The organism is Arthrobacter cheniae (assembly GCF_003602275.1).
Classification (GTDB): Bacteria; Actinomycetota; Actinomycetes; order Actinomycetales; family Micrococcaceae; genus Arthrobacter_D; species Arthrobacter_D cheniae.
Genome location: NZ_QZVT01000003.1, coordinates 289,954 through 313,436, shown reverse-complemented (window position 1 = coordinate 313,436; position 23,483 = coordinate 289,954). Strand labels below are relative to the sequence as shown.

The window sequence follows — 23,483 nt, the reverse complement described above, 5'->3', positions numbered from 1 at the left end:
TATCCGCCGGAGCTAGGAGGGGAACATGCCGGGGCAGGTCAGCGACGCTGCGAATCGCGGGCCACCGGCACGCGGGCGAGGACGTCCGCGACGATCGTCGACGCCGTGTCCCCGGCGCTGGTCGCCTTGCGGTCCAGCAGGAGGCGATGGGCGAGGACGGCGTCAGCGATGGCCGCGATGTCGTCGGGCAACACGAAGTCGCGGCCCTCGAGGGCGGCCCCGGCCTTCGCGGCCCGGAGGAGCTGCAGCAGCGAGCGGGGGCTCGCGCCGAGCCTCAGCCGCGGGTGCTCACGCGTGGCCCGGCCGATCGCGACGGTGTAGTCCTTGACGGCGGGCGAGACGTACACGCTGCGCACCTGCCGCATCATGCCGGCGATGTCGGCGACGCTCGCCACAGGACGGATCGCCTCGAGCGGTGACACGGACTGGTGGGTCTCGAGCATGTCCGCCTCGGCACGGGCGTCCGGGTAGCCCATGGAGATGCGGGCCATGAAGCGGTCCCGCTGGGCCTCGGGAAGGGGATAGGTGCCCTCCATCTCGATCGGGTTCTGTGTGGCGACCACCATGAACGGCTGACCGAGCACGTGGGTGTGCCCGTCCACCGTCACCTGGTGTTCCTCCATGCATTCGAGCAGGGAGGACTGCGTCTTGGCGGAGGCGCGGTTGATCTCGTCGCCGATGACGATGTTCGCGAACACCGGGCCCCGCCTGAACTCGAAGCGCCGGGAGTCCTGGTTGAAGATCGAGACGCCCGTGACGTCGGACGGCAGCAGATCGGGGGTGAACTGGATGCGGTTGACGGTGCAGTCGATCGTCCGGGCGAGGGTCTTCGCGAGCATGGTCTTGCCGACACCGGGCACGTCCTCCAGCAGCAGGTGTCCCTGCGCCAGCAGGACGGTGAGTGCGAGGCGTGCGGCCTCGGGCTTGCCGTCGATGACCGTCTCGATCGAATCGAGGATGCGGGTGCTGATGTCGTGGAACGGCGCTCCGGGAAGATCCGGGTCCGCCGGTGCCACCAGGCGCGGATCGGCTGCGATCTCGGCGATGTTGTGCTGGACGTTCATGGGCACCTTCCATGCAAGCGGCTGGGGCGGCGAGCATCGGCCGGGCGGCCGGGATCATCGACACAGTGAACGGCCGCGACCGGTCCGGCGCTGGGCAGGAAAGACCGGGCTGAATGATTCAACAGGTTACTAGGTCAACTTGCTCTCCGGGAGATAAGTTCCGTGCGCTGGCTAGGCTTGCGGCATGTGTACCAGCGCTGCCGCCCCCCGCCACCCCTATACGCCGGGCGAGACTCCGCCCGCCTATCGGGAGCCGGAGGACACGGAGACGGGAGAACAGCCGCCGACGACGGCAGGGGATGACGACGCGACGGTGGCACGACGACGCAGGAAGGGCGGGTATCCGCCGCTGCCGGAACCGCTCGCGGTGACCGTGATCGACAACCACACCCACTTCGACTTCCGGGACGGTCCGGTCGAAGTCTCGATCCATGAGGCCCTCGACGCGGCGGAGGCGGCCGGCGTCAGGGGAGCGGTGCAGGTCGGCACCGACCTGGCATCCTCACGCTTCACGGCCGCCGTCGTCGAGCAGGACGCCCGCCTCCTCGGTGCGGTCGCCCTGCACCCGAACGATGCACCCCTGCTCGCCGACGCCGGCACGCTCGACGACGCCCTGTCGGAGATCGAGCAGCTCGCCGCCGGGCCGCGCATCCGCGCCCTCGGAGAGACCGGCCTGGACTACTTCCGGACCGGCGAGGCCGGACGGGGAGGCCAGTTGGCGTCCTTCCGCAGCCACATCGACATCGCCAAGCGACTGGGGAAGGCGCTGCAGATCCACGACCGCGAGGCGCACGACGACGTCGTGGACACCCTGCTCGCCGACGGACCTCCCGAGCGCGTGGTGCTGCACTGCTTCTCGGGTGACGCAGCCCTCGCCCGCATCTGCAACGAGCACGGCTGGTTCATGTCCTTCGCCGGGACGGTCACCTTCAAGAACGCCACGAACCTCCGTGAGGCACTGCTCGCCGCCGATCCCGGGCTCGTCCTGACCGAGACCGATGCGCCGTTCCTCACCCCGCACCCCCACCGCGGCCGGCCCAACGCCAGCTATGTCCTGCCGAACACGGTCCGGGCCATGGCCGGCATCCTGGGGACGGACGTCGATACCCTGTGCGCCCGCCTGACGAGCAATACCGAGGCCGTCTACGGCAGCTGGAACAACGCCTGAGGCGGCTGAAGCGTGCGCCGGCTGCAGCCTTCCCGGCGGTGAGGCGTGGCCGGCACCGTATGGAGCAAGTAGTGCCCCGTACCGGTTCACGTACCTTGCCTCAGGGATCGGGTGCGATCCACTCGGGTAGGTCAGGTCCCGGATCCGTAATGTCTTCAGAGGAAGGACCGCTCGTTGCCTCGGCTCGAGGTTCGCGTAGGGGGTTCACTTCCGGGACGGCCCATCCGCTTCTCTGAGACCGGAGGCGGGGAGTGGGCTGTCTGCCTTCCCAGAAGGCATATCAGGGGTCGGCAGCGTCGAGCGCCCTCTCAAGACCAGGGCGCCCCCCCAGCGGCGCTGCCGGCTCCCTGTATGTGGCAAGACCACGAGATGCTGCCCCTCGCGCCGGGAACCGCTCGATGGTGCCGATACGATGACACGGTGACCACGCACCAGGCCGCCGGCCAGCCCGCACCCCTCTTCGGTGCCGCAGACGTACGACGCCTGGCAGCCGAGGTGGATATCCGTCCGACCAAGTCGCTCGGGCAGAACTTCGTGATCGACGGCAACACCATCCGCCGGATCGTCGCGTCGGCCAACCTGGCCCCCGACGAGACGGTCCTCGAAGTAGGGCCGGGGCTCGGTTCCCTGACCCTCGGACTGCTCGACGCCGCCGAGCGCGTCATCGCCGTCGAGATCGATCCGGTCCTGGCCGGCAAGCTGCCCGGCACCATCGCCCAGTGGCGGCCGGAGCGCGCAGCGGCGCTCGACGTCGTCCTCGAGGACGCGCTGCGCGTCACCTCGCTGCCCCACGAGCCGACGGCGCTCGTGGCCAACCTCCCGTACAACGTCGCCGTGCCCGTGGTGCTCAACCTCCTTGCACGCTTCCCGTCGCTCCGCCACGGCCTGGTGATGGTGCAGGACGAGGTGGCGGACCGCCTTGCGGCTCCTCCCGGTTCCAAGGTGTACGGCGTGCCGTCGGTCAAGGCCGCCTGGTACTCGAACATGGCCAAGGCCGGCGTGATCGGGATGAACGTCTTCTGGCCGGCACCGAAGATCGCCTCGGGCCTGGTCCGGTTCACGCGCCGGGATCCTCCCGTCACCACGGCCACGCGCGAGCAGGTCTTCGCCGTCATCGACGCCGCGTTCGCGCAGCGCAGGAAGACGCTCCGTGCCGCGCTGGCGGGCTGGGCGGGCTCGCCCGTCCTCGCGGAGCAGGCCCTGCGCGCCGCCGGCGTGGACCCGACCGCGCGCGGTGAGGTGCTCGACATCACTGCGTTCGCGCGTATCGCCGAAGCGCGCGTGGAGACGCCCTCCAACGCGTCCGCACCTGCGTCCCCCACGGCACCGGACGCACCCGGCGCGGCCTGACGCGGTGGGCTAGGTTGGTGGGTATGGTCTCGGGCAGAACGGTCGTCATGCGCTCCGGAGCACGGTCCGTGCGCGTCAGGGCGCCCGGCAAGATCAACGTCTCGCTGCAGGTGGGCCCGCCGCGCGAGGACGGCTACCACGGGATCGCCAGCGTCTTCCTTGCCGTGTCCCTCTATGAGGAGGTCACGGCCACGGAGACCCCGGGTGACGGGATCAGCGTGACGGTCAACGGCAAGGGCATGCTCAACCTCCCCGCCGACACCATCCCGCTGGACCGGACCAATCTCGCCGTGCGCGCCGCGGAACTCCTCGCCGAGGTCAGCCCGGGCCGCACCGGCGTGCACCTCGACATCACCAAGCGCGTGCCGATCTCCGGTGGGATGGGCGGTGGCTCGGCCGACGCGGCCGCAGCCCTGCTCGCGTGCGATGCCCTGTGGGGCAGCGGCTTCTCCCGGGACGAGCTGGCGAAGATCGCCATCGACCTCGGCGCGGACGTCCCGTTCGCGCTCGTCGGCGGGACCGCCGTCGGGCTCGGGGTGGGGGACCAGCTCACCCCGGCCATCTCCAAGACACCCCTGCACTGGGTGCTCGTGACCTCCGCCTACGGCTTGTCCACGCCGGAGGTCTACCGGACGCTCGACGCCATCCGGTTGCGGGACGGCGTGGAGCCGGACGCCCAGCCGGAGATCGACCCGGCGATCCTCGGGGCCATGCGCGCGGGGGACGCGCTGGGGCTGGCGCCGCTGCTGCACAACGACCTCCAGCAGGCCTCGCTCGAACTCGCACCCGCGCTGGGCGATATCCTTGATACCGGGAAGGCCTTCGGGGCACTGGCCGGCATCGTGTCCGGTTCGGGGCCCACCATCGCCTTCCTCGCCCGAAGCTCCGGCCATGCGGCCGAACTGGAGGCGCTCCTCGACACCGAGGGGCTCCAGGCAGCGTCCGTCCATGGTCCGGCGCACGGGGCACGCATCGCCACAGACTTCGCGGGCTGACCGCGCACCACCGTTTCAAACGAAAGCAGTATCTCCTTGGCACACCTCCTCGGCGCGGAAAGCGTCAGCGTCGCCTATGTCACCCGCTCCATCCTCGACAACGTGTCCCTGGGACTCGAGGACGGCGACCGCATCGGCATGGTGGGGCGCAACGGTGACGGTAAATCCACCCTCATGCGCCTCCTCGCCCAGCGCAGCACCCCCGATTCCGGCCGCGTCACGAAGCGGCGCGATGTCTCGGTCGGCTACCTCGACCAGTCGGACGTGCTCGACGGCGACCTCGAGGTCGGGACCGCGATCGTCGGGGACCAGGCGGACCACGAGTGGGCGTCCAACCCGAAGATCCGCGATGTCATGGGCGGCCTCGTGTCCGAGGTCGACTGGCACGCCCGGGTGTCGTCGCTCTCGGGCGGCCAGAAACGCCGCGTGGCCCTCGCCAAGCTCCTCATCGGCGACGACGACGTCATCATGCTCGACGAGCCCACCAACCACCTCGACGTCGAGGGCGTCGCCTGGCTGGCGCGCCACCTGCAGCAGCGCTGGCGTCCCACCGAGGGTGGCCTGCTCGTCGTGACCCACGATCGGTGGTTCCTCGACGAGATCTGCAACCACACGTGGGAGGTGCACGACGCCGTCGTCGACGACTTCGACGGCGGGTACGCGGCCTATGTCCTCGCGCGGGCCGAGCGCGACCGCATGAACTCCGTGATCGAGTCCAAGCGCGTGCAGCTCGTGAAGAAGGAACTGGCCTGGCTGCGTCGCGGGGCGCCGGCGCGGACCGCCAAGCCCAAGTTCCGCATCGAGGCCGCGAACGAGCTGATCGCCGACGTCCCCGAGCCGCGTGACTCGCTGGCCCTGAGCAAGATGGCCATGTCCCGGCTCGGCAAGGATGTGCTCGATCTCGAGGACATCAGCCTGGCCATCACCGACGGCGAGGGCCAGGACCGCCAGCTGTTCGACAAGATCACCCTTCGCCTTGCGCCGGGCCAGCGACTCGGGCTCGTCGGGGTCAACGGCTCAGGGAAGACCACCCTGCTGCGGCTGCTCAACGGCGAACTCCAGCCGACGACGGGCAAGGTCAAGAAGGGCAAGACGGTGCAGACGGCGGTGCTGTCGCAGGAGGTACGCGAACTCGACGACGTCAGCAACAGCAGGGTCATCGAGGTCATCGAGTCGGAGAAGCGTGTCTTCGCCGTCGGCGGCAAGGAGGTCTCGGCCAGCCAACTCGTGGAGCAGCTCGGCTTCACGAACGAGAAGCAGTGGACCAGGGTCAGTGAACTCTCCGGTGGTGAGCGGCGCCGGCTGCAGCTGCTGCGGCTCCTCGTCGGGGAACCGAACGTCCTGATGCTCGATGAGCCGACGAACGATCTCGACACCGACACGCTCTCGGCCATCGAGGACGTCCTCGACGGCTGGCCCGGAACCCTCGTGGTGGTCTCCCACGACCGCTACCTGCTCGAGCGCGTCACCGACTCACAGATGGCCCTGCTCGGGGACGGACGCCTGCGCGACCTGCCGGGCGGTGTCGACCAGTACCTCGAGCTCCGCAAGGCCGCCGGGCCCATGACGGCGACCGGAAGCGCCGCTTCTCCCGCGATCAGCGGTGGCTCCGCGGGTAGCTCCTCCAAGGCGGAGTTGCGACAGGCTCGCAAGGACCTTGCGCGGATCGAGCGCCAGATCACGAAGGTCGATGCCCAGAAGGGCAAGCTCCAGCAGCAGATGAACGACGCCGGCGCCAGGTCCGACGCGGATTTCGAGCAGATCGCAGGACTGAACACACGCTTGCAGGAGCTGCAGGTGGAGATCGAGGACCTCGAGGTGCAGTGGATGGAGGCCGCGGAGGTCCTGGGGGAGTAGGCCCAGAAGCCGGGCGGTTTCGTCCGCCTGTCCGCAAGGTTTCCTGCGAGTAGGCGTTGTGTTAACACTTGGTGCACCCGAGTCGGGGGATTCGACCGGGCAGGTGGCCATCGCGGCACGCGGCAGGACCCCGGAACCAGTATGTGGAAACGGCTGCGATGGGCGGGCACCGGGTGGTCCTGCCTTTCCGCGCGGACGATGAATGCGCAGGTCAGAGGGGTAGGACGGGCTTGGAGCAGCCTTCCGACCAGGCCTTCCGGGACCTCGCGGATGGAGATGCGGTCGGGGCATGGGGGAGAGCCGGAGCACGTGTAGGTATGCGGATGGAACCACGTAGGAGCGCCGGTTTTTCAGGTAGTGCTCGGGATCGGATCCTTCCCATAGCCTCAGACCATAAGGTCCCTGATGATCTTTCCGGACCATGCGCCCCGCCTGGAAGCAGCTGAGCTGCTGCAGGCAGGGGAGCGGTCTGACGCCCACCGTCGTGCACCTCCCGCCATTCCGTCCTGCCCGAGGAATCCGATGCACCCCTTTGCGCCTGCAGCACCATCCACACCGACCCCCGCCGTCGACTTCGTCGTCGCGGCACTGGGTGCCCGGTGGTCCGCCTGGACCTCCGGTTTCGACTGGACGGACGTCAGCGCCTTCTGGGTCGAGGTCTCGCCCTACTTCCCGATCGCCGTTGCCGGCGCGATCGTCTGGGGACTGTGGCTCTACCGCTTCATCCTGTCCCACCGGGCGCAACCGATCGTGACCAACTATCGGACGACGACCTCCGTGGTGGTGCCGTCCTTCCACGAGGATCCGGACATCCTGATGAGCGCCCTCGAGTCGTGGCGCGCCCAGCACCCGGACGAGATCATCATCGTCCTCGACGTCGAGGACCTCGACGCCTACGCACGGATCGAGGCACTCCAGGATCCCGTGATCAAGCCGATCCTGTTCCACCACGTGGGCAAGCGATCCGCCCTCGGTGCCGGCATCCGCCTTGCGCAGCACGAGATCCTGGTGCTCACGGACTCGGATACCTGGTGGCAGCCCGATCTCCTGCAGAACGTGCAGATGCCGTTCATCGACCCGCTCGTGGGGGCCGTGGGAACCCATCAGACCGTCTACAAGCGGGAAACCAGCGTCTGGCGGCGGGTTGCCGACTGGCTCGTGAACCTCAGGTACCTGGACTACGTCCCGGCCATGGGTGCCGCGGGGGCCGTCCCGTGCATCTCGGGCCGGACGGCTGTCTACCGTCGATCCGCCGTCCTGCCCGTCCTCGAGCACCTGGAGAACGAGTACTTCCTGGGCAAGCGGTGCATCTCGGGCGACGACGGGCGCCTCACCTGGCTCGTCCTGGCTTCCGGGTACAAGACCGTCCACCAGTCGACGGCACGTGCCCTCTCGATGTTCCCCGCCAGCTTCCGGGCCTTCGTGAAGCAGCGCATCCGCTGGAGCCGCAACTCCTACCGCTGCTACCTCACCGCCATCGGCACCGGGTGGCTGTGGCGGACCCCGTTCATCACCAAGGTCACCGTCCTGCAGATCCTGCTGACGCCGCTGACCATGGGGCTGACCATGTTCTATCTCATCTTCAACCGCCTCGACCTCACGGTGCTCGGTGTCAGCGCCGCGCTCTGCTGGCTGCTGCTCGGCCGCGGGATCCGCGGTATCTCGCATCTCCGCCGCCACCCGCAGGACATCCTGATCCTGCCCGTCCTCGCCTTCGCCGTGATCCTCGTGGCACTGCCGATCAAGCTCTATGCCTTCTTCACCATGAACAAGCAGGGCTGGCTGACCCGGCACGCCGACCAGATCGGTGGTGACGGCCAGGATGCCGTGAGCCTGGAGACCAAGACCGAGGCAGCTACTCCCGCACAGGACACCCGGGAGGCCGTCGCATGACCAGCCGGAAACCCATCCTCCTGGGCGCGCTCGCGGTCGCCTTCATCGCGCTTGTCGCAGCCGGCTTCCTCGCGGCCGGCAACCTCTGGAAGAAGTCCGAGGTCGACGCCCTCGGACGCAACGAGATCGCCGCGAACGGCAACGTGCAGGGCGAGTTGTACACCGGGGACCCCCGCAGTGAAGCCCGAGTCGTCCAGAGCGAGGAGGAGCGGCTGGTGTACGTGCGCACCATCGCCTCCGCGGCCCGCTGGCGCGTCGACGGGCTCGAGGGTCCCTACCGCCTCCACACCGGGGTGACGAACACCCTCGTGCTGCCTGCCCGCACGGAACCGTACACCGCCGCGGACCTGCTCCTGCTCGCCCCGGACACCTTCAAGCAACTCGCGTCGTCGACGTTCATGCTGACCGAGAGCATCGTGGTCCTTCCCGGAGCAACGCTCGCGTTCACCGGCGGAGAGGGCATCACCGTCCGCCTGCAGAGCAACGAGGATGCCTTCGTGTCGATCGTCGCCCTGGGCGGCTCGCTGACGGTTGCGGGCACCGAGGAGTCCGACGTCGAGATCACCAGCTGGGACGGTTCCGGCGCGGATACCGACACCTCGGACGGGCGAGCGTACGTCCGGGTGATCGGCGGTCACGCATCGTTCTCCCACGCCACGGTGTCATCACTCGGGTTCTGGAGCGGCAACACCGGTGGCCTCGCACTGACCGGTACCGACACCGCCGGTACCTTCCTGGAATCGGGCGCGACGGCGGCCGAACCAGCAGCTCCGGCGGGGGCGCGGCTGCTGCCGGAGGCGGACCTCAAGTCCCTGGCCGACCAGACGGACCTCGACTACAGCGTGGTCACCGCCGGCATCGACAACCTCACGGTCAAGGACAACGCGTTCGGCCTGTTCATCACCAACGCCCGGGACATCGCCATCCGTGACTCCGCCATCAGCGGGAGCCTGGTCGACGGACTGGTGCTGCACCGTTCCGTGACCGACGCGACCATCACCGGGACCACGTCGATGGACAATGCGGTCGACGGCATCACCGTCGGCCGGTCCAGCACGCGGGTCGAGCTGCAGGACGTGACGGCGAGCGGCAACGGCAGGAACGGAATCTCTCTCGACGGCCAGCCCCTCGCGGACGGCCCCAACGCCGTCGGCACGGCGGTCGTCACCTATGGCGGGAACCGCATCCTGGGAAGCACCGTCGCCGACAACGGGCGTTACGGGGTCGAGCTCAGCGGCGGCAACAAGCTGCGCCTCACGGGCAACACCATCCAGGGCAACGAGGTCGGAGTCGTCGTCAACTACGGTGCAGAGGGCGTGAGCATCATCGACAACGAGATCCGGGACCAGCACAAGCAGGGCATCGCGGTGCGGGAGGCCGGGGCGCAGGCCGATATCCGCAGGAACACGATCTCCGGCGGCGACACCGGCGTGTACGTCCGGGACGCTACTGCGTCCATCACCGGCAACACCATGAGCTCGCTCTCCGGGCACGGCGTCTCCCTCCTCGGCAACGTGCCCGATACCAGGGTCGCCGGCAACGACGTGGGCGGTTATGGAACCGTGGCGATCTGGGACGAGACCTCCACCGGAGCCGTGGTGGAGGAGAACGACCTGCTGAGCTGGCATCCCGCTCCCACCGTCCATAGCGTCATGAATTCCGTCTTCCAGCCCCTGACCTTCATCTGGCTGTTGCTCGGGGCGCTACTCGTGGCGACGGCTTTCACCCGCAAGCGGCACCTCCGCGTGCGGACCATCCGCGATCCCTACAAGGAGCGTGTCCCCTTGACGACCCTCAGCCGCGGCATTGTGCGCATCGATGACATCCGGCGGGCCCAGTGACCCGCCGCGGAGGGATCCTGGCCCTGCTCCTCGCAGCGCTGGCCCTGGTCGTTGCAGCCGTCGTCGTCGTGGTGGGCCTGAACAGGGCCGACAACCAGGACACGGCCGGTGACCAGCCGGACCCCGGGCAATCTTCCACGCAGGACGCAAGCCCTGAACCCGGACCTGTGGCATCTCCGGTCGAATGCCCTGCGTCGACCGTGCAGGTGGGGAATTCGGCCGATCTGTCGAACGCCCTGGACGCCGCCCGGCCGGGAGACGTCATCGGCCTCGGACCGGGCGTATATACGGGTAATTTCGCAGCGTCCGCATCTGGAACTGCGGAGCAGCCCATCACGGTCTGCGGCGACGCGGAGAGCATCCTCGACGGCGGTACGACCGACGACGGCTATGTGCTGCACCTCGAGGACTCCGCGTACTGGGTACTCCAGGGCTTCACGGTCCGCAACGGCCAGAAGGGCGTCATGGTGGACCAGGGCACCAACCTGCTGATCCAGGGGCTGACGGTCACCACCACCGGCGACGAGGCGATACACCTCCGGAAGTTCAGTACCGACAACCGGGTCATCGGCAACACGATCAGCAACACGGGCCTGCGGAAGCCCAAGTTCGGTGAGGGCATCTACATCGGCACGGCCGAGAGCAACTGGTGCGACATCAGCAACTGCGAGCCCGACCGAAGTGACCGTAACGAGATTGCCGGCAACACCATCTCGGGAACCACCTCCGAGAATGTCGACATCAAGGAGGGCACCTCGGACGGAATCCTGCGCGACAACAGCTTCGACGGGTCGGGCATCGTCGAGGCCGACTCCTGGGTCGACGTGAAAGGCAGGGGCTGGGTCATTGCAGACAATGCCGGGGCCGATTCCCCGCAGGACGGATTCCAGACGCACGAGATCGTGGACGGCTGGGGCACCGAGAACGTCTTCCGTGACAACGTCGCCCAGGTCAACGGACCAGGTCTCGGGTACTCACTGAAGCCCGTGCGCGACAACGTCGTCGAATGCAGCAACACGGCCTCCGCTGCCGGAGAAGGCCTGTCGAACGAACCCTGTACCTCCGGCTGACCACTTTCTCCCACTACCCCTCACCAGACCACCTTTCAACAATCCGCGATACCCCCTACCCAAAAGAGGACGAACGATGAGCACTTCCCAGCACAACGACCAGCCCGCACCCCGCGTGACGGTGATCGGCACCGGTTATCTCGGAGCGACCCACGCCGTCTGCATGGCGATCATGGGCTTCGAGGTCCTCGGCGTGGACGTGGACCAGCGCAAGATCGACCTGCTGTCAGCCGGTGGTGTGCCCTTCTTCGAGCCAGGCCTCCCCGAGAAGCTCCAGGAGGCCCTCGCGACAGGCCGCCTGCGCTTCAGTACCGATTTCGACGAGGCCGCAGCTTTCGGCGACGTGCACTTCGTCTGTGTCGGGACGCCACAGGCTCCGAATTCGTCGGCGGCGGATCTGAAGTACGTCGACGCCGCCTTCACGGCGCTGGCGACGCGGATCGACCGGAAGGTCCTGCTCGTCGGGAAATCGACCGTCCCGATCGGAACAGCAGCTCGCATCACCTCCATGGTGCAGTCGCTGTCCCCGCTCGGCACGGAACTCGAACTCGCCTGGAATCCCGAATTCCTCCGCGAGGGCTTCGCCGTCCAGGACACGCTCTTCCCCGATCGCCTCGTCTTCGGTGTGAGCTCCAGCTGGGCCGAGCAGCAGCTCCGCAGGGTCTTCAAGCCCATCCTCGACCTCGAGACACCGGTGATCGTCGCCGACCTTGCGACGTCCGAGCTGGTGAAGGTCGCAGCGAACTCCTTCCTCGCCACGAAGATCTCGTTCATCAATGCGATGGCGGAAATCTGCGAGGCGACCGGCGCCGACGTCAACCAGCTCGCCAAGGCACTCAGCCTGGACGACCGCATCGGCGGTCGCTTCCTGAAGCCCGGCCTCGGCTTCGGCGGCGGCTGCCTCCCGAAGGACATCAGGGCGTTCAAGCACCGCGCGGAGGAGCTCGGGGTCGGACAGGCCGTCAGTTTCCTCGGCGAGGTGGACTCCATCAACAACCGACGCCGCGTCCGTACAGTCGACCTCATCCGTGAACTGGCGGGCGGCAGCCTCGCCGGGGTACGGGTGGCGGCCCTGGGGGCCGCGTTCAAGCCGAACTCCGACGACGTCCGGGATGCGCCGGCGCTCGACGTCGCCCGCCTGCTGTACCTCGAGGGGGCCATCGTCTCGGTGTACGACCCCCAGGCCAACGAGAACGCCCACCGCGCCTACCCGGACCTCAACTACGTGGATTCCATGGCCGAGGCGGTGGACAAGGCCGACGTCGTCGCCCTGCTCACGGAGTGGTCCGAGTTCCGTAACGCGGATCCGGACGCCCTCGGTGCCCTGGTCAGTCATCGTCGGATCCTCGACGGACGCCACGCGCTGAACGCCAATGACTACACCTCGAAGGGCTGGCAGTACCGGGCCCTCGGTCGGCCGGCCCAGGCCGCCACCGTGGAACTGGCGTTCGACGTGCGCGACGAGACGCCAAGCCTCGTGGTGTAGCTGTAGTTTGATCGCCGATAGCGCCGGGTGGGAATTTCCACCCGGCGCTATCGGCGTCGACGGTGGATCAGCGGCAGGCGATGTTGCTGAGCCCGCGGGCCGCCCCGCTGGCCTTGCAGGCGATGGTGGTCGCGAGCGATGCCGACTGGACCCAGACCTCATAGCCCGGCACGCCGCCCTGCACGGTGTTGCTCGTGAAGCTGTTGCCCATGCCCCACCCTGCCAGGACGGAGTGGACCTGGAAGGCATCGAGCTTCGTCCCGAGGCCGGAATTGCCTTCGATGCGGTAGCCGTTGCCCTTCACGTCGACCCAGGAGTCCGCGTAGTTCGCGCCGGAGAAACCCGAGTTGGTGAACACGTTCCCCGTTATCACGCCGCCCGTGGTCCCCTCCTTGATGTCGATGCCCTCGGCGGAAGTATTGGTGACCCGATTGCCACGCACCGTGATCCGGTCCGACCGGTCCGGTGCCCCGCTGACCCAGTTGCTCTTGGCGCTACCGATATAGATGCCCTCGCCGTACTCGGGATGGGTCAGTCCGGTGTCGTGGATGAAGGAGTCGAGGACTGCGCCGTCGGAGCTGCCGGAGCGGAAATGCACCGCTTCCGCGCCGATGGTGCCGACGTCGACACCGTTGATGACCGTGTTCTTCGAGCCGTCGAGCACAATGCCCTTGGCCGACGAGGCGACGGAGATGCCGGTGATGCGCCAGTTCGACCCCGTGACGTGGAGGCCGTAGCCCGACGACGTGGATCCTGTGGAGAGGACGGCGTTGCGGGAGCCGCGGAGGGTGATCGGCGCGGATGCCGTACCGGAGGCCGACGCCGTGAACGCGCCGATGTAACGGCCGTCCCGCAGTTCGATCACCTGTCCGGGCTGCGCGGAGGCAAGGGCGGACTTCAGTCCGGCCGCAGTGGACACCTGGACAACACCAGCGGGCGAGGGGGCGGGCGACGTCGTAGGTGGCGTGGGTGCGGGAGCGGGAGCCGGCGGTGCCGGTTGAACCGGTGCCGGCGTCGTGGTTCCTATGGAGAAGTTCACGGTCGCCTCCTGTCGTCCGGTAGACGTGTCCCACCGGACATTGAGCTTATGCAGTCCGGTGCCCGCCGTCACGGGCCAGGTGTAGGGAGCCTCGGTGTCCTGGCCCAGATAGGTGCCGTCCAGCTTGAACTTCACCGTCGATCCCGTCGGCGCCTGGACGGATGCCGTGAAACTGCCGTTCTGCTGCACCGTGTCGGCAAGGCTCTTCCCATCTCCGAGGATGGTGATGACTGCGGCGGATGCGGGAGATGCCAGACAGGACAGGGCGATGGCGGTAACGACGACGCCCACCGCTGCTCGTTGTGCCGAGCGCAGGCTGAGGGAAGGAATCATGGGCTTCTTTCTGAGAGACCATCCCGCAGATGCGGGCCAGTTCGTCAGAGGCTAGCGAAGCTCACCGAGGACCCCTACGCCCTTCGTCCCAACCTCACAAGAAACAGGGGAAAGTCCGCGAATGCTTGTTATTCCTTGCGCCAACGGTGCCGGAAGGGGACAAGTAGTGCTGCATCGAAGACGAGTACACGAAGCGGGGCATTACTCTCGTTTCGCTCGTTACCGTCCTGTTAGCTGGGGCCGAGTGGTCAAGGACGAGCATGACACGGGGAAGCTATGAGCTACGGTCTCAGCATTGATGTAGGAACAAGTTTCACGGCAGCAGCTGTCATCGAGACAGGACCGCAGGGGCTTCGCGAGCCACAGGTCCTGGCGCTGGGCAGCAGGGCCTCGGTAATACCGACGGTCGTCTTCATCGGCCAGGACGGCACCCGACTGGTCGGCGAGGTCGCCGAACGCAGGGGAAGTTCCCAGCCGGAGCGCCTGGCACGGGAGTTCAAGCGCCGGATAGGCGACGAAGTGCCCCTGATGGTGGGTGACATCGCCGTCCTGCCGCAGGAGCTTTTCGCCACCGTCGTTCTGTGGGTGGTGGACGTAGCCGCCGAGAGGCAGGGCTGTTCCCCGGAGTCCGTCACGCTGACGCATCCGGTCGGGTGGGGTGAGCACAGGCAGTCACTCCTGAGATCGGCGCTGGCCGAGGCAGGCCTGCAGGACGTCGTCCTGATGACCGAACCCGAAGCCGCAGCGCTGTTGTACGCCTCTCGGGAGCACATCGAAGGCGGAACCACCCTGGCTGTGTATGACCTCGGCGGGGGAACCTTCGACGCGACCGTGGTCCGCAAGACCGGCTCCAACGCGTTCACGGTCCTCGGAGTACCCCAGGGCCTCGAGCGGCTGGGCGGAGCCGACTTCGACCAGGAGGTTTTCAGTCACGTCATCAACGAGCCCGGAGTCCATCTCACGGACCTGGACACCTCCGCGCCCGAGGTTCTTGCCGCACTGAGCAGGCTTCGCAGGGAGTGCGCCGAAGCCAAGGAGGCACTCTCGTCGGACTCGGAGGCGACCATCTCGGTCATGCTTCCCGGGGCGCACTCACAGGTACGCCTGGTTCGGTCGGAACTCGAGGCCATGATCGAACCCGCCTTGGGCGAGACGGTGGACACCCTGCGCTGTGCGCTGACGAGTGCGCAGGTCGATGCCGAGGACCTGACCGCGATCCTGCTCATCGGTGGATCATCACGCATACCGTTGGTCGCGCAGCTCCTGTCCGCCGAATTCAACCGCCCGCTGGCAGTAGACCTGGACCCGAAGGCATCGGTTGCCCTTGGCGCGGCCTTCGCAACAGCGGTGCTGGAAGAGATTCCGGACCAGGACGAGGGGCTGGTTCCCGCCGCAGGGACGCCGGCTTCCATCGCAGGCGAAATGCAGGACGGCGATGCGCTGCCACATCGCGTCAATCGAGCAGGCTTCTCACTGCATGCCAGGAAGCCGGAAGCGGTTCCGCGCCACGGTCCGGCAGCCATGACGCCGAACAGGCTCATCGGAGTGCGCGTCGGCGCCATTGCGGCGGCAGTTGCCTTGCTGGGAGTTGCGACCGCGACAGCCGTCAATGCTCCCGGTGGCCTTGCTGCCCTGTCGGGGTTCGTGGCCAACGAACGGGCGGAGGCCGCCGAGGAGCCCCAGCCCATCACGCCGACGGAGCTGTCACCCACCCCGCTCGACGAGGCTCGGGATGGGGAGAACGTCGGTCCCCTGGCCGGCCCCGATCTCGGTCAGAACTTCCTGGAACGAGCCGGGATCGAGGGAGCGGCGCCAGCGCCGAAGGACGGGGACAAGGGTGCGGAGGCCGAACCCTCCGGTTCGTCGGACCTTCCGGGCCGAAACGCCGCCAAGACTACGGAACAGACGGAGGGAGGGAAAGCGACATCCGACAAAGCAGCCGACGGGACGCCCTCAGGGGTAGGAGCAGCGCCCGCTCCTTCACCTTCTGCCGCCGGCTCGTCCGCGTCCGGTTCGAAGCCCGGCACAAGCCCGGGAGACCCCACGCCGCCCGTCCCTTTCCCGTCGACCCCAGCCCCGACGACCCCAGCCCCGACGACGCCTGTCGAACCGGGTCCAGCACCCTCGGATCCGACCCCGACGACTCCGGTGGATCCCCCTACGACTCCGGTGGAGCCGCCCCCGACGCCGGTCGATCCCACTCTGGAACCTCCTGTCGTGGACCCCACAACCCCCGTTTCGCCCGACCCGGTCACGGACCCGACCACGCCCCCGCCGGCCGCCGAACCGCCGACCGTGGGCCCTGAACCTGAGCCCACCTTCTCATCAGCCGATCCGACACCCGCCGATCCGCCGTCTCCTGGTGAATCGTCCGTCGCCTCGTCCTCTGTAACGGTGGCTTGATCATGGGGGCCAACTACCTTGAAACACACGTGCGCATGACAACAGGCATCGATCCGCAGGACCTGGACACAGCAACCTACGAGGTCGTCCTCGCCCTGTGCATCGGATTCAGTGTCCCCGGTCTCGTTCCGCCACTGCTGTACAGCGGAGGTGTTCCTGCCGAGCAACTGGCGGCCCGCGCGACGAGTGCCGGCTTCCTCCAGGCCGACGGGCGGCCATCGCTCGAGCTTCGCACCGTCATGCTGAGGGACGCCGACGTGTACCAGGTACGTCGGCTGCAGCGCGCCCTCGTCGACCTCTACTGTTCCGAATCCTTGCCCCTTGGTGCACTCGCCCGTGGGCTCGCTGCCGAAGGGTACGTGGACGAGCGTCTTGCGGACGTGCTCGGGCACCAGGGCACAGCCCTCCTCGGCACTGATCCCGCCGGTGCGCTGGAACTGCTGGACCTCGCGGTCGCCGCCGGCGCGGATTCCCTGTCCACTGCACCGCGCCGGGCTGAGGCAGCCCTTGGCGTCGGTGACCTCGACACCGCCTCCCGCATCCTAGATATCTATTTCGGGCAGCAGCCACCCGATTCCCAGCTGGTGCTCCCCGATTTCGCGCGGGCGGTCCAGGTGTCCTGCGCAGTCTGGTCGCACCGGGGCATGATGTCCCGTGCGGCGGACGTACAACAGTGGGCAGCAGCGCTCCAATCACCAGGGGTCGAGCCTCTCGGCGCCCTGGCACTGCTCGCTGCCGGTGATGCAACGGGCGCCCGTTCCATGGTCGGCGGTGGAGCCGCGGCTCCTTCCCCATCCCTGAAGGACGTCGCGTACATGCTGTTGGCCGAGGGAGCCCTGCTGTCCCTCGAGTCGGAACCGTACGGCGCGCTACCGATGCTGATCCGTGCCTCCGACACCCTGAACGCGACGGGGCAGGGCTCGCCCGCGCCGGAGTTGCCCGCGTGTTTCGCCGCGATCGTCGGGCTCCTGGCCGGCAGCCCGCAGACCGCGCTCTCCGTCATCCAGGCAGCTCTCGCAAGCGGCCAGGGGGGTCCGGTCCTGCGTCCGCGCCTGTGCCTCCTCGGCGGATGGGCGGCCATGCTCCTCGACCAGCCGGCCCTTGCACGGACGTTCATCGTCGACGCGGGGAGGCTCGAGCAGCAACTCGTTCCACGCGATGAACTGCTGCTGCAGGCACTCGAGGTGGGGCTGGCACGGCGCGCGGGGGACACCTCCGCGCTCGTTCAGGCCTGGCAACGCGCACGGGAGGCACTTCTTCACGTCTCCGTGGACCTGATGGCAGTCCTTCCGCTCAACGAACTCGTCATCGCCGCGGCCCGGCTGCGCGACGTCGAGAGGCTCAAGCCGCATCTGGAAGAAGCATGGCTGCTTCTCTCACGGCTGGGCAATCCTCCCCTGTGGTCCGTGCCCCTGCACTGGTCCGCCGTCCAGGCCGCCCTTCTGCAGGAGCGCCCGGATGACCTCGGACCGCATGCGGCGGCGTTGGTGAACCAGGCCATGAGCTACCCCCTGGCAGCCACGTTCGCCGGTGCAGGCAAGGCATGGGTGACGGTACTTGCCGAACGTTTCGACACCGACTTCGTCGAGCTTGCGGCGAGGAACCTTGCGGCAGCAGGTTTTCCCTGGGAGGGTGCGCGCCTGGCCGGTCATGCTTCGGCGCGTGCCGCAGAGCGAAAAGACATGACCAGGTTGCTTTCGTGTGCACGCGACCTGCGACCGGTCCGGGAGCGGCTGATACGGCCGGAGGTGACGAGGCCACCCCAGGAGCGGCCCGGCACGCAGGTGGGCATCGCGCGACCTCCGAGCGCGGGAGCCGGCGAGCGCGGCGTTCCCCGCGACAGTGCGCCGAGGGGTGACACCCCCATGCTCAGTGGCCGCGAACGCGAGATCGCCCACCTGGTCCTGCAGGGCAAGACGTACCGCGAGATCAGCGAGGAGATCTTCATCTCGCCCCGGACGGTGGAGCACCATGTGGCGCGTATCAGGCGCCGCTACGGTGCGTCGTCGCGCTCGGAACTGCTGGCACGGCTTCGTCTTTCACTCGAGCAGACAACCACCCCGGGTACTACCGCCGGCGGCGGTTCACCCGTGAGTGCCCCTAATCGGAGCGCGCGAAACCCCTAATCAGTGGCCCGGGGTAGGGGTGGACCTACCGATGCACCGGGTGCCCCCGGGCTCCTAGGTTTGGAACAAGCCAGGCAGAGCAGCCGGCGTAACAGATACCGAAGGAATATGTCATGACTACTCTTGCCTCAGATCTCCTCGACTTCCTCATGAACCTCTTCCATGACGCGGATGCGGCCAACGAGTTCATCAGCGACCCGGAGGCGGCCCTCGCACAGGCAGGCCTCAGCAACGTCTGCATGGACGACGTCGACGCCGTCATGCCCGTGGTCCTGGATTACGCCCCGGTGAGCTTCGGCGGCGACAACGACAGCTCGTTCGACCGCAGGTACGACACCGGCGGAAACTCCTCGGGTGATGTCACCCCCGGCGCCTACACGCCAGGAACCGGCGGCGGCAGCACGACGAATCCGGGCGGCGGGGGCGGCGGCGGCAGCACGACGAATCCGGGCGGCGGGGGCGGCGGCGGCAACACGACGAATCCGGGCGGCGGGGGCGGAACGACGAATCCGGGCAATCCAGCCACCGGTGGGGACGACAACGACCACGGCAATGCTGTCCAGCAGCTCCTGCACGTCGTCAACAACTACTCCTACACCTCGTCCGTGGATGACCGGGACACGATCACCGACCAGTCGGTGAACCAGAACATCTGGGCCGACGGTGACGTCAGCCAGATGTTCGACAACGAGGCCTACGTCGCTTCGGGTAACAACGCGGTTGCCGCGAACGGCGACGCCGAGGTCGACAACTCCGTCGACAACTCCGATGACCACTCGCAGGACAGCTCCACCAAGGTCAACGCGAGCGGCTCTGCGGAGGTCGAGATCGGCAACACCACAGACTCGAACAACGACAATTCCGACAACTCGGTCGAAACTGAGATCGACGTGGAGCTCGAGGACTCGTTCAACGACAACTCCGACAACACGGACGTGGACGTGGACGTCGACGATTCCTTCAACACGGACAACACGGACAACTCGGTCGAAACTGAGATCGATGTCGAACTGGAGAACTCGCTCAACACCGACAACACCGACAACTCGACCGAGATCGACGTGGAGCTCGAGGACTCGTTCAACACCGACAACTCGACCGAGATCGACGTGGAGCTCGAGGACTCGTTCAACTCCGACAACTCGCTCAACACCGACGTAGTGATCGAGGACGCGTTCAACGAGACCTCGACCGTCATCGACACCGACGTCGCGCTGGACAACTCGTTCAACGAGGTCGACAACTCCATCGTTGCCGAGGTCGAGCTGGAGAACTCGTTCAACGAGGTCTTGACCGACAACACGACGGTGGAATACACCTCCATCGACGAATCGGCGATCTTCGTCGACAACGAGTTGGATGTCGTCGTCGATACCGATGTCTCGGTGGACGACTCGTCGCTCTGATCGCAGCACAACGAAGGCAAGCCCAACGGGGATGATTCCCCGTTGGGCTTGCCTGTGGTCTCATAGAACAACTCACCGGGGAGTCCTACATGAACGATCTCATCACGCTCGTGAACCGCGGTCTCAGCCTGGTTGCCAACGGCGATCGGGCAGACCTGCGCCAGAGGCTGGAGCAGACGCTCGCACGCCTGGCGAATCCGGATGTGCGCGTGATCGTGGTGGGGGAGTTCAAGCAGGGCAAGAGCAAGCTGATCAATGCCCTTGTCAATGCCCCGGTCTGCCCTGTGGATGATGACATCGCGACCTCCGTGCCTACCCTGGTCAGCTTCGGTGATCCGGCAAGCGCCTCGGTGCTCATACCCCACAAGGACGGGGGTCCGGATCAGGACGCCTCCTCGGTCGAGCGCCGGCCCATCGCGCTCGAGGACATCGCCGGCTTCGTGTCGGAACGGGGCAACCCCTCGAACCGGCAGGGCCTGGCCTCTGCGGAGGTGCGCCTTCCCCGACGGGTCCTGGCCGACGGCCTCTCGATCATCGACTCCCCGGGCGTCGGCGGCCTCGAATCGGCCCACGCGCTGACCACCCTCACCGCCCTGCCCACGGCCGATGCCATGCTCCTGGTGTCGGACGCCTCACAGGAGTACACCGAACCGGAGCTGCGGTTCCTGAATCAGGCCCAGCGCATCGTCCCGAATGTGGCGTGCCTGCTCTCCAAGACCGATCTCTACCCACAGTGGAGGGCCGTCGCCGACCTCGACAAGGGCCACCTCTCGACTGCGGGCATGGACAGCACGCCGCTGATCCCGGTTTCTTCGGACCTCCGCCTGTTCGCTGCCCAGACCGGTGATGCGGAGCTGAACCGCGAGTCCGGTTTCCCGGAACTCATCGCGTACCTCAGGAACGACGTCGTCGGCAAGGCCCAGGCGCTGCGCAGGAATTCCGTGGCCCAGGACCTGCTGTCCACGACAGAGCACCTGCGCCTGTCGGTGCAGTCCGAACTCCAGGCGCTGCAGCACCCCGAGGGAGTGCCTGTGCTCCTGGCCGAGTTGGAGGAGGCCAAGGAGAAGGCGGACCAGCAGCGAAAGCGTTCCTCACGCTGGCAGACCACGCTGAACGATGGTGCTTCCGACCTGATCTCGGACATGGAGCACGATCTCCGTGACCGGCTCCGGACCATCCAGCGGGAGGCGGAGGCCGCTATCGACGAAGGGGACCCCGGGCCCGTTTGGGACCAGTTCGCGGAGTGGCTCGAGCAGCGGGTCGCTTCCGCGGTGTCGGACACGTTCGTGTGGACGAATGAACGCTCGCACTGGCTCGCCGAGCAGGTGGCTGAACTGTTCGCGGTGGACAACGTGCCCCTGCCGCTCCTGGAGGTGTCCGGCACGGACGGTGTCCTCGCCCCGGTCGAGGAGGTACCTTTCCTCGACCCCGGACACGTCAGCGCAGCAGGAAAGGTGTTGATCGGCATGCGAGGTTCCTACGGAGGTGTGCTGATGTTCGGGTTGCTGACCGGCATCATCGGCATGTCCCTCATCAATCCACTGTCGGTGGGCGCCGGACTGTTACTGGGCCGTAAGGCGTACCGGGAGGACAAGGATGCCCGGCTGAAGCGCCGTCAGTCGGAGGCGAAGGCGCTTGTCCGGCGACAGATGGACGACGTCGTCTTCCAGGTCGGGAAGCAACTGAAGGACCGGCTGCGCCTGGTGCAGCGCGAGATCCGCGACCACTTCGGTGATATCGCCGAGGAGCATCATCGGTCGCTGGCCGATTCTGTCGCTGCCGCCCAGCGGACGGCCTCCACCTACCGCCAGCAGCGCGACGAGCGCGTTGTCCAGCTGAAAGCCGAACTTGCCCGGATCGACCAGGTGCACGCGCAGGCGAAGGCGCTCCTTCCCGTCCCCGGGGCCGTGCTGGTCGCACAGCGTTCTCCGGACGAGATTGCAGCACGGACATGAGGGACAGCGGCGCCGTCGAAGCCCTGCTCCAGGACGCGATCCAGGTGTACGACGACGAACCGGCGCTGCGGGCGCAGCTCGAGGACTACGCCCAGCGCCTCCGGGAACCGCTGCGCGTCGCCGTCGCGGGCATGGTCAAGGCCGGCAAGTCCACGCTCCTCAACGCGATCATCGGCGAGGAGATCGCTCCCACCGATACGGGGGAGTGCACCCGCATCATCACCTGGTACCGTCACGCCGCGACGCCCCGGATCACGCTGTATCCCCTGGAGGGTGAGGAGCGGCTGCTTCCCCTGACGAGGGTGGACGGGCGGCTCGTCTTCGACCTCGGTGGGCTGCGGGCCGAGGACGTAGCCCGGCTCGTCGTGGAGTGGCCGGCCGAGAACCTGCGCACCATGACCCTGATCGACACCCCGGGCATCGCCTCCCTCTCCGCTGATGTGTCCGCGCGCAGCACCCGGTTCCTCACCCCGGAGGACTCCCCGTCCGAAGCGGACGCGGTCATCTACCTGATGCGGCATCTCCACAGTTCCGACCTGAAGTTCCTCGAGGCCTTCCGGGATACCAGCGCCGCCCACGCCGGGACCGTGAACGCGCTCGCGGTCCTGTCACGGGCGGACGAGGTCGGTGCAGGGCGCATCGACTCCCTCATCTCTGCCTCCCGGATCGCTGACCGCTACCGCACTGATCCCTCGCTGAAGTCACTGGTCCTGGACGTGCTGCCCATCGCAGGCCTGGTCGCCCAGAGCTCGCGGACGCTGCGGCAGGCGGAGTATGAAGCCTTCGTGGCCCTGGCGGCGCTCGGCAACACGGAGCGTGAACGCCTGCTGCTCTCCGCCGACCGCTTCGTGGCGGGAAGCAGCGCCGTCGGCATTCCCATGGATGAAGCGGCACGCCTCCTCGACCGTTTCGGCATGTTCGGACTCCGCCTCGGAGCCGCGCTGGTCCGCGGCGGTATCAGGGATTCCACGGTGCTGGCACACGAGCTCGCCCGGCGCAGTGGGCTCGACAACCTGATGTCACTCGTGACGCGGCAGTTCGACGCCCGCGCCTCCACGCTGCGGGTCCGGACGGCGCTGACGGGCCTCGAGGCGTTGGTCCACAGCAATCCGAGGGACTCCGGTGGTGCGGTTCTGGCAGGCATCGAAAAAATCAAGGCCAATGCGCACGAGATCAGCGAGTTGAGGCTACTGTCGGCGCTGCGCTCGGGCCAGGTGCCGCTGCCGGTGCCGGCCGTGGGCGAGGCGGAGCGGCTCGTCGGAGGCTCGGGTACAGGTGCCCCGGAGCGCCTGGGCCTCGAGCCGGCTGCCGGTCCCGAGGACATTCGCGCCGCGTCGCTCGGGAAACTTCACCGGTGGAGGGTGCTGTCGGAGAATCCGCTGACGGACAGGGGAGCCCTGGAAGCGTGCCAGGTCGTCGTGCGCACCTGCGAGGAACTGGTGGTCCGTGCCGGCTCGGGCACACAGGACAGGGAGTTGGCACGGGGTTGACGCTTCC

General features: G+C 67.5%; 15 protein-coding genes. 13 read left to right on the top strand and 2 right to left on the bottom strand.

Annotated features, from left to right (window positions below):
• Nucleotides 1-38: 38 nt before the first annotated feature.
• Nucleotides 39-1,064 (bottom strand): AAA family ATPase, encoded by a 1,026-nt coding sequence (locus tag D6T63_RS06975; protein WP_120148281.1) that lies wholly within the window; start codon nucleotides 1,062-1,064, stop codon nucleotides 39-41.
• Between the two features lie 184 nt (nucleotides 1,065-1,248).
• Between D6T63_RS06975 and D6T63_RS06970 the strand changes: the two genes are divergently transcribed.
• The 8 genes from D6T63_RS06970 (at nucleotide 1,249) to D6T63_RS06935 (ending at nucleotide 12,724) form a co-directional block, all read left to right on the top strand.
• The gene (locus tag D6T63_RS06970; RefSeq protein ID WP_120148280.1) at nucleotides 1,249-2,232 is read left to right on the top strand and encodes a TatD family hydrolase; all 984 of its coding nucleotides are present in this window, start codon (nucleotides 1,249-1,251) and stop codon (nucleotides 2,230-2,232) included.
• A gap of 420 nt (nucleotides 2,233-2,652) precedes the next feature.
• Nucleotides 2,653-3,582: a 16S rRNA (adenine(1518)-N(6)/adenine(1519)-N(6))-dimethyltransferase RsmA gene (rsmA, locus tag D6T63_RS06965; protein ID WP_235830594.1), complete on the top strand. Its 930-nt coding sequence runs from the start codon at nucleotides 2,653-2,655 to the stop codon at nucleotides 3,580-3,582.
• A gap of 23 nt (nucleotides 3,583-3,605) precedes the next feature.
• Entirely contained in the window at nucleotides 3,606-4,577 is a 972-nt protein-coding gene (locus D6T63_RS06960) for a 4-(cytidine 5'-diphospho)-2-C-methyl-D-erythritol kinase (protein ID WP_120148279.1), read from the top strand.
• A 36-nt stretch (nucleotides 4,578-4,613) separates the two neighbouring features.
• Nucleotides 4,614-6,434: an ABC-F family ATP-binding cassette domain-containing protein gene (locus D6T63_RS06955; protein ID WP_120148278.1), complete on the top strand. Its 1,821-nt coding sequence runs from the start codon at nucleotides 4,614-4,616 to the stop codon at nucleotides 6,432-6,434.
• 522 nt (nucleotides 6,435-6,956) lie between these two features.
• Nucleotides 6,957-8,327: a glycosyltransferase gene (locus tag D6T63_RS06950; protein WP_120148277.1), complete on the top strand. Its 1,371-nt coding sequence runs from the start codon at nucleotides 6,957-6,959 to the stop codon at nucleotides 8,325-8,327.
• Nucleotides 8,324-10,168: a right-handed parallel beta-helix repeat-containing protein gene (locus D6T63_RS06945; protein ID WP_120148276.1), complete on the top strand. Its 1,845-nt coding sequence runs from the start codon at nucleotides 8,324-8,326 to the stop codon at nucleotides 10,166-10,168. Before D6T63_RS06950 ends, D6T63_RS06945 begins: the two co-directional genes overlap by 4 nt.
• Entirely contained in the window at nucleotides 10,165-11,238 is a 1,074-nt protein-coding gene (locus D6T63_RS06940; protein ID WP_120148275.1) for a right-handed parallel beta-helix repeat-containing protein, read from the top strand. Before D6T63_RS06945 ends, D6T63_RS06940 begins: the two co-directional genes overlap by 4 nt.
• 76 nt (nucleotides 11,239-11,314) lie before the next feature.
• Nucleotides 11,315-12,724 (top strand): UDP-glucose dehydrogenase family protein, encoded by a 1,410-nt coding sequence (locus D6T63_RS06935; RefSeq protein WP_120148274.1) that lies wholly within the window; start codon nucleotides 11,315-11,317, stop codon nucleotides 12,722-12,724.
• Between the two features lie 67 nt (nucleotides 12,725-12,791).
• Here D6T63_RS06935 and D6T63_RS06930 read toward each other — a convergent pair whose 3' ends face one another.
• Nucleotides 12,792-14,096 (bottom strand): right-handed parallel beta-helix repeat-containing protein, encoded by a 1,305-nt coding sequence (locus D6T63_RS06930; RefSeq protein WP_120148273.1) that lies wholly within the window; start codon nucleotides 14,094-14,096, stop codon nucleotides 12,792-12,794.
• A gap of 276 nt (nucleotides 14,097-14,372) precedes the next feature.
• Here D6T63_RS06930 and D6T63_RS06925 point away from each other — a divergent pair, with 276 nt between their 5' ends.
• From D6T63_RS06925 to D6T63_RS06905, 5 genes are all read left to right on the top strand, one after another.
• Complete coding sequence (locus D6T63_RS06925; protein WP_120148272.1) at nucleotides 14,373-16,499, top strand: Hsp70 family protein; 2,127 nt, start codon at nucleotides 14,373-14,375, stop codon at nucleotides 16,497-16,499.
• A 35-nt stretch (nucleotides 16,500-16,534) separates the two neighbouring features.
• On the top strand, nucleotides 16,535-18,625 hold the full coding sequence (locus tag D6T63_RS06920; RefSeq protein ID WP_147394312.1) for a helix-turn-helix transcriptional regulator: 2,091 nt from the start codon (nucleotides 16,535-16,537) through the stop codon (nucleotides 18,623-18,625).
• A gap of 113 nt (nucleotides 18,626-18,738) precedes the next feature.
• Nucleotides 18,739-20,031, top strand: a complete 1,293-nt coding sequence (locus D6T63_RS19165) for an IniB N-terminal domain-containing protein (RefSeq protein ID WP_182976911.1) — start codon at nucleotides 18,739-18,741, stop codon at nucleotides 20,029-20,031.
• An 89-nt stretch (nucleotides 20,032-20,120) separates the two neighbouring features.
• A complete protein-coding gene (locus D6T63_RS06910; protein ID WP_120148269.1) occupies nucleotides 20,121-21,986 on the top strand; it encodes a dynamin family protein in 1,866 nt (621 codons plus the stop codon).
• Complete coding sequence (locus tag D6T63_RS06905; protein WP_120148268.1) at nucleotides 21,983-23,476, top strand: dynamin family protein; 1,494 nt, start codon at nucleotides 21,983-21,985, stop codon at nucleotides 23,474-23,476. The genes D6T63_RS06910 and D6T63_RS06905 overlap by 4 nt, the downstream gene beginning before the upstream one ends.
• Nucleotides 23,477-23,483 lie beyond the last annotated feature (7 nt).